This is a genomic window from Providencia sp. PROV189 (genome assembly GCF_028480065.1).
GTDB lineage: Bacteria > Pseudomonadota > Gammaproteobacteria > Enterobacterales > Enterobacteriaceae > Providencia > Providencia stuartii.
Genome location: NZ_JAMPOG010000032.1, coordinates 1 through 6202, shown reverse-complemented (window position 1 = coordinate 6202; position 6202 = coordinate 1). Strand labels below are relative to the sequence as shown.

Here is a 6202-nt window from a genome sequence, read left to right as displayed (position 1 = left end):
CCACCACCCGGCTGATTTGCTGTAACCAGTTTTGTCGCTGTGGTGTGGCCAGCAATATGTCAACCGACTGCGGTAAATAAAAGCCGTCACTGTCACGGATAAATAATACTTTTTCCTGCGTGTTTCCCGGGGAAACACGTAATGTTTTCTCTTCCGCTTTCCGGGAAAGCGATTTACGAAACCACGGTAACATCGGTGTTACTGCCTCTATAATTCGGTAAAAAAACAACAACGCAATATAAACAAAACATAAATTATTTTAATATCAGGATAAGAACAAATAATAAATACACTTTATTTTCATTGCGTTAACTCATCCACAAAAATAATTCCGACAACAAAACAGAAGATTGCATGAATAATGCTCTGTTATTTTGTCTCTGTCTGTTTCTGCTGCCAGGCACGGATTGCCTTTTCATACGCATCCGCATTCACATGCTCCCGGGTCACCCCGCATTGCAGAATATTTTCCCGCTCTGACCAGAAGCCCGTATCTCTGTTTCTTTCCACCAACTGACATTCTGTCAGATAATAACGCCCCTGCTCAGCCTGATGCCGGCTATCCTGTTCAGCCCATATCAGAAAAGCCCCCACAATCAGAATCAACGGCAACAAAATGGTGGCTGTCGTAAAAAACGGATACAGGATTTCATTCTTCAAAAACGTTACCCACTCCCATACCCCTGCCCCTGATTCACATTTCATCACGTTCCCCCCGCCTCTCATTCAATGACGGCATCACGATAGCAACGCGGGGATAAAACAAAAGCCGAAATTAGTTTTCCGAAAAAAATAAAAAAACCCGGTATCACTACCGGGTTTTCAGTCAATTGAATCGATACGGAAGCCTCACCCTCCGTAATGTGGTAATGAATCAAGAATATAGTCCGGTCCCGTCACATCCCGGAAACCGTCCTCATTCTCTTCATCACTGAACTCAATATCATCAGATTCATGGTCGGCTAACCGGCCATGGTCATACTCGCTGTATCCGCAGAAACCACAGCCTTCTTCGGCATAGACATGACGGACCTGACAGCGGAAACGCGCAGACAAAGCACACAAGACCTCTGCTGACGGCGGCCCCCACGGAGTATCAAACTCTGCGGATAACTCCGTCGCATGCCCGCCATCAATACAGTGAAAACCACTGCCGTTCGGCCATTTCACACCATAACGACACTGATAAAGGTGATATGTACTGTTACCGGGGGCAAACGCCTGCCAGCACGCCTGTCTCCAGATAACTTCCGGTGTTTTCCATAAACGACCGTTGAAGCCGTGTAATTCAGCCGCAAGGCTGGTCGGTAACAATGTCCGCATATCCATTGGTACGGCTTCCCCTGTACCGCGAAGATACTGAATATCCTCCCAGGCTGTCGCCACCCGGCTCTCATCCTCCCCGGTAAACCGGTTTAGCCAGTCAAAACTGCCGGCCGATAACAACGGTGACAGTCTCGCTTTCTGCATCGCCGTCAGCGAGTCCCAGGAATGGTACACCCCACCTTCAGATAACCACATCTGATACCACTGATGGATTTGCTGACAACATGACGGCATCAAATCCGGTGCGGTTATCAGCATCTCAACCCAGTGCGTGAAGGCGGTGTTTCCCGGGGAAACAGGGCCGGTTTCCCCGTATGAGGTCAGTTCCGGTAACGGCGGAAAAGACAGCGGTTTTACCGGTTTCAGTATCCCCGCACAGCCGGCCAGCAACAAATGCAGACTTTGTGCTATCGCTGTCTGCCAGGCGGGTATCCCGTCATCCGCATATATCCAGTGTTTAAGCGCCGGCATATCCGCCGCGTTGTGTAAGGTGATGTCAAGTCGGTTTGAGCACCAGTTTGGCATGGTGATATCCTCTTTTCAGAATAAAAAAAGAGGGCTTATCCCGTGAGGAACAAGCCCTCACGGGAAAGATGTCAGTCGTTAATCGTTAAGGATTATCCGGGCATGACATCCGGGTTAATGGCACCGCTCAGCTGAGCCTGTGCATGTAAGGCATCGGTATCACTGACATACGGGGATGCCGGCAGATAACAGGATGCATTCAGTTTCTCCAGATGGTATTTATCCACCAGACGGTTGACCGCCGATACCGGCGATATTCCGAGTTCAATCATCCGGGATACCTCCGCATCATCAGACAATCCGGTATCACTCAGCGTAATCCCGTAATGCACTTTCAGTAACTGATGTACCAGTAACTGAAAACGGATAATGGTGATTTTGTCCATCGCTGTCTCCTACGCGGCCTGTCGGGAGGTGGCCGTATTCAGTAAAAACTCACAGGCCTGACGGGCCTGCCCGGCTGCCCGGAACAACGCTTTTTTGTCCGCTTTCAGTACCCGCAGCCAGCTGTCAAGATAACTTTCATGATTCACCTCTCCCTCAACGCTTAACTGCGCACAGAGAAAAGCGCTGCCCATTTCTGCAACCAGCTCCTCAAAACTGTACAGCGGGTCACCAAATTTCAGGGACGATGAGGTGATGCCTTCACGGGCCAGCCGGGACTGATGACCAGTACTGTGCACCAGTTCATGCAGTAAGGTGGCCCAGTAATCAGCATCCCGGTCAAACTGTGACGACAGTGGCATCACAATCCGGTCCTGTGACGGACTGTAATATGCACGGTTCTGCGCCGCACTGGTCACCTTCACGCCGCTGGCATTCAGGATATCCAGTGCCCGGTGCGTGGCCGGCAGGGTTATTCCTGTCGTCACCTCTCCGGGTTGTCGCCGTTTTTCGTAAAAATGTGCCGGCAGGTCATCACACTGGGCGATGTTAAATAACGGATTCGCCTTTATCATTGGTATCTCCGTCATCACCACCTCACCGTGTTCATCCCGCAGCGGCTCACCGTGACGGTCTTTTGCCGGCACGTTCAGCGGTTTGAATATCACGGTATCGGTCGCCATTTCGCCTTTACGGACATAACCACCCAGTTGCTGTGCCTGACGGTAAGTCAACCAAGTATCACAACCAAAGCCCTGCTCTGCCGCCGACAACCATAACAACAGCACATTCATCCCCTGATAGGGATGACCGGTCAGGGCGTTCACCGGAAAACCGGTGCCCGTCCCTTCTGCCGGCCGCCATGGCCGTTTCCACGGGCAGGTGCCTTTTTCCAGCGCGGTCACAATACGGTCAGTCACTTCCTGATAAATATCGCGAACAGGCTTATCCGCAGCCGGGCGGCGTTTACGGTCAGATTTTTTCATCGGGATACCCTCAATAAAAAAGGTGTATCCCGTCCTGATGGCGGGATACACCATCAGGTGAAAAAACAATATGGTTAATTTTTAAACGGTGTTTCCAGTGGAAACACTGGTTGAAATGTGTTCAGCGTTTCCCGGAGAAACACCTTACCGGCTTACCACCAGGCCACAAAACACAGTGACTCTGCCTCAAAGTCAAACGTCTCCGTTATCCCTGACAGCCAGCGTCTGACGTCTTCCACATCAGCCCAGTACACCTCGTCATAGGCCGTTGAACCAAAGAAAAAACCCTCTGTGGTCGGAAAACGTGTCTGACAGTTTTCCGGCGTCAGTGCCAGCAAGTCCTGCTGTAAAGCCCGCAGATGAGCCTCTGTCACCGGCACTTTTTCACAGTTTTCAAAAGCCCCGATATGGTCATGCACCCACTTAAACAATGCATTGACCTTACGGAAATACCCGACTTCAATATCGCCGTCGCTGTCCGCTTCTGCATAACGTGAGCCGGGTATCCGGCTTTTGTCTGCACCGCGCTTTTCACTGGCATAAAAGTAAATATCGAGTCCCATACACTTCTCCTGCTATAAAAAAGGCAGGGACTCTCCCGACAGGAAAGTCCCTGCCGGGTTGAGTAAAATAAAACTATCCGTTCATGCCGGGCACATTCTGCTCAGCGTCTCTGACACACGATAGCGCACACGCCAGAGTGTCCCAGTTTATCCCCAGCTCCGCATCAAAATGATGTGCAACATTCGTTAATGTTGCCCGCGTTTCTGCCGGACAAGCCGTTTCATCAACATTGGTAACATCATCGGGGAACCACATCTCACACAACACGAATGCCTCCGGATTACAGCGGGATAAATCCGCTATCAGTTCCCGTATCGTACAGGCTCTGGCCATTATCCAGCCTCCGGCACATCAATGCCTTCCGGTAACGTCAGGATAAGATAAGGGAATGCCTTACTGACATAGTCCAGCACCGGTTGCCAGTCCAGAGTATCCCCGTCAGAAGAGACCGAAAAATATCCCGGACACAGGTTGTGCAACAGCAGTAATGCCGCCACCACAAACACGTCATAGGGTTTATATGCCGTCTTGCAGAAATCCCAGTAATCCTCAACGGGGATTTCGCGCTGTACAATAAACGTCTCATGATTCATGTCATCAGCTGCATTGCCGTTAAAACAAAGTGCCTCACCGTCATCGGTGAATAATGAGCCATCGTTCAGCCGGTTTTCACCCAGACCATCACACAACACTATGATTTTATCCAGGTATCCGCCGCATATCTGCTCTGCGGATATAGGATTGGCCAGATAGTGGTGATAGAGCTTGTCCAGATGTTCACGGAAGTTCTGCCACATCAGGGGGTCAACGCTTTGTTTTTGTGTAAAATAATGTGTATATCCCATGTAATAAATCCTCATTCTGATTAAAAAATGGCGGATTCATCCCCTGACGGAAATCAATCCGCCGGGCGGGGTCATGACAAAAAGTCAACGGAGTTGTCAGTACAACAAATCAGCGACACCAGGCATAACGCACCTGTGCCAGCTGGAGTGCCATCGCCATACCGGCACGGTATGCCGCATTGGCGGAACGAAATGTCCTGCTGTCCAGCGAAGTGATCAACGAATGAAAGCGGTATTCTTTCGAATACGATCCCAGACGTACGGTAATGCGGATCCTGAACTGCCGGGGATTCACTTTCACCACCGTCGCACGGTAAGCGTACCGGCCGGTCCGGTTACTTATCCACGGTAATTCATCGGGTATCCCTGACGAGACAAACGGTATACGGTCATAAAAACGGTACAGCCGTTGCATGATCAGACTCAGAAATGAAAACGGTTTGTTTTCAGGCAGTAAAACAGACATGTGTTTCTCCGGTAAAAAAAGACGGAGAAACTGCCACCTGACGGGGGAGTTTCCCCGTCAGGTAGGTAAGTTAAAACAGAAAATTGTGGCGGATTAATTGCTCAGTTCAATACCGATGAGGTATTCATCAGCCATCTCCATTGCCATCCATTCAGTGACAGTCTCATCCTGGCCGGCTTCACAGCCTTTCTGCCAGACCGCTGCATCAATCCGCTGACCGATATCCGGTAAACGGCGAAGCAAATATGCCGGCCAGGGTCTCATCAGACCATCCGCCTGCCATAGTAATAATCTGCCGTAAGCAAATCCGGCATCATAAAGCGTACACTGCATCAGCGAAACGGAATGAGGACGGTTTTGCTCCCCGGCATACCTTTCAGCCAGTTTCAAATCAGCCTCAACATTTCGCAGTGTCCGGGCTTCCTCAACCAGCCACATCAGCCATTCCCAACCCCGGGAATAGCGACAGACGTGATCGGCCACAAAGAACAGCCCACGGGCAATGCCATAAATCAGGTTAAATAACGTCATCGGAGCTTCTCCTTTATCAATCACGGGGAAAGCCCACGGGCTATTTTCCCGTATGGGTCGTAAAATCAGTGAATATCCGCCGTTAAGCACCAAACATCAGCGCTTCAACCGGATCTTCAAACTGTGCATTTTTGGCCGCGTCGTTGTAGATACGGCGAAAGTCAGACGCATAAGGCGTTTGCTCTGCCGCTTCCCAGACTGCGCGGACCCTTTTCTCAAGATGTGGACGGGTAAAATCAGCCTCCACAGATAACACACCCAGTTGCTCTGCAACGGCACTGATTATCCAGAAGTTTGGCGGAAAATTATCTTCGTCCATACACTCGCCAATATCCAGACGGACAAAAGCAAGAACCATATCGAGATCACCTGACAGGTGATGCAATTGCGTGAGATAGTGCAGATCGTCAAAAAAAGACGATTGGGGAAATGTAGATACCCTCATTGAATTTCTCCTGAAAAAACGGAGAAATTCCCTGATGACGGGAGATTTCCCCGTCAGTGGGTTGCTTATATGATGCGTTACGTAAAAATAATCCTGATGATAATACAGTTTGATTATCACCCTCCGTCAA

10 protein-coding genes and 1 pseudogene are annotated in these 6202 nt (G+C 50.0%); all 11 read right to left on the bottom strand.

The genetic code is table 11. The features are described 5' to 3' along the window. Positions 1-193 (bottom strand): annotated as a pseudogene (locus tag PR833_RS16760) (TraI domain-containing protein); the annotation flags it as partial. A 176-nt stretch (positions 194-369) separates the two neighbouring features. Next, positions 370-705, bottom strand: a complete 336-nt coding sequence (locus PR833_RS16755) for a hypothetical protein (protein WP_108202159.1) — start codon at positions 703-705, stop codon at positions 370-372. A 144-nt stretch (positions 706-849) separates the two neighbouring features. Next, the gene (locus PR833_RS16750) at positions 850-1851 is read right to left on the bottom strand and encodes a DUF1281 domain-containing protein (protein ID WP_073519519.1); all 1002 of its coding nucleotides are present in this window, start codon (positions 1849-1851) and stop codon (positions 850-852) included. A gap of 92 nt (positions 1852-1943) precedes the next feature. Continuing rightward, on the bottom strand, positions 1944-2237 hold the full coding sequence (locus PR833_RS16745; protein ID WP_036941568.1) for a TA system toxin CbtA family protein: 294 nt from the start codon (positions 2235-2237) through the stop codon (positions 1944-1946). Between the two features lie 9 nt (positions 2238-2246). After that, positions 2247-3221 carry an ArdC family protein gene (locus PR833_RS16740; RefSeq protein WP_073519518.1) on the bottom strand — a complete coding sequence of 325 codons (975 nt, stop codon included), beginning with the start codon at positions 3219-3221 and terminating at the stop codon, positions 2247-2249. A 152-nt stretch (positions 3222-3373) separates the two neighbouring features. Continuing rightward, on the bottom strand, positions 3374-3784 hold the full coding sequence (locus PR833_RS16735; protein WP_248129376.1) for a hypothetical protein: 411 nt from the start codon (positions 3782-3784) through the stop codon (positions 3374-3376). 73 nt (positions 3785-3857) lie between these two features. Beyond that, a complete protein-coding gene (locus tag PR833_RS16730) occupies positions 3858-4118 on the bottom strand; it encodes a hypothetical protein (RefSeq protein WP_250209793.1) in 261 nt (86 codons plus the stop codon). Continuing rightward, complete coding sequence (locus PR833_RS16725) at positions 4118-4630, bottom strand: hypothetical protein (RefSeq protein WP_248129377.1); 513 nt, start codon at positions 4628-4630, stop codon at positions 4118-4120. Before PR833_RS16725 ends, PR833_RS16730 begins: the two co-directional genes overlap by 1 nt. Before the next feature lie 109 nt (positions 4631-4739). Further along, positions 4740-5096, bottom strand: coding sequence for a hypothetical protein (locus tag PR833_RS16720; RefSeq protein WP_248129378.1), 357 nt, complete (start codon positions 5094-5096; stop codon positions 4740-4742). 93 nt (positions 5097-5189) lie between these two features. Further along, positions 5190-5627 (bottom strand): hypothetical protein, encoded by a 438-nt coding sequence (locus tag PR833_RS16715; RefSeq protein WP_232467334.1) that lies wholly within the window; start codon positions 5625-5627, stop codon positions 5190-5192. An 82-nt stretch (positions 5628-5709) separates the two neighbouring features. Then, positions 5710-6072 (bottom strand): hypothetical protein, encoded by a 363-nt coding sequence (locus PR833_RS16710; protein ID WP_248129379.1) that lies wholly within the window; start codon positions 6070-6072, stop codon positions 5710-5712. Positions 6073-6202: the final 130 nt, after the last annotated feature.

What these genes read in the sequence shown, in the direction of transcription:
- PR833_RS16725 (WP_248129377.1), bottom strand. Translation starts at nt 4,630, where the DNA reads ATGGGATATACACATTATTTTACACAAAAACAAAGCGTTGACCCCCTG.
- PR833_RS16750 (WP_073519519.1), bottom strand. Translation starts at nt 1,851, where the DNA reads ATGCCAAACTGGTGCTCAAACCGACTTGACATCACCTTACACAACGCG.
- PR833_RS16720 (WP_248129378.1), bottom strand. Translation starts at nt 5,096, where the DNA reads ATGTCTGTTTTACTGCCTGAAAACAAACCGTTTTCATTTCTGAGTCTG.
- PR833_RS16715 (WP_232467334.1), bottom strand. Translation starts at nt 5,627, where the DNA reads ATGACGTTATTTAACCTGATTTATGGCATTGCCCGTGGGCTGTTCTTT.
- PR833_RS16740 (WP_073519518.1), bottom strand. Translation starts at nt 3,221, where the DNA reads ATGAAAAAATCTGACCGTAAACGCCGCCCGGCTGCGGATAAGCCTGTT.
- PR833_RS16710 (WP_248129379.1), bottom strand. Translation starts at nt 6,072, where the DNA reads ATGAGGGTATCTACATTTCCCCAATCGTCTTTTTTTGACGATCTGCAC.
- PR833_RS16755 (WP_108202159.1), bottom strand. Translation starts at nt 705, where the DNA reads ATGAAATGTGAATCAGGGGCAGGGGTATGGGAGTGGGTAACGTTTTTG.
- PR833_RS16745 (WP_036941568.1), bottom strand. Translation starts at nt 2,237, where the DNA reads ATGGACAAAATCACCATTATCCGTTTTCAGTTACTGGTACATCAGTTA.
- PR833_RS16735 (WP_248129376.1), bottom strand. Translation starts at nt 3,784, where the DNA reads ATGGGACTCGATATTTACTTTTATGCCAGTGAAAAGCGCGGTGCAGAC.
- PR833_RS16730 (WP_250209793.1), bottom strand. Translation starts at nt 4,118, where the DNA reads ATGGCCAGAGCCTGTACGATACGGGAACTGATAGCGGATTTATCCCGC.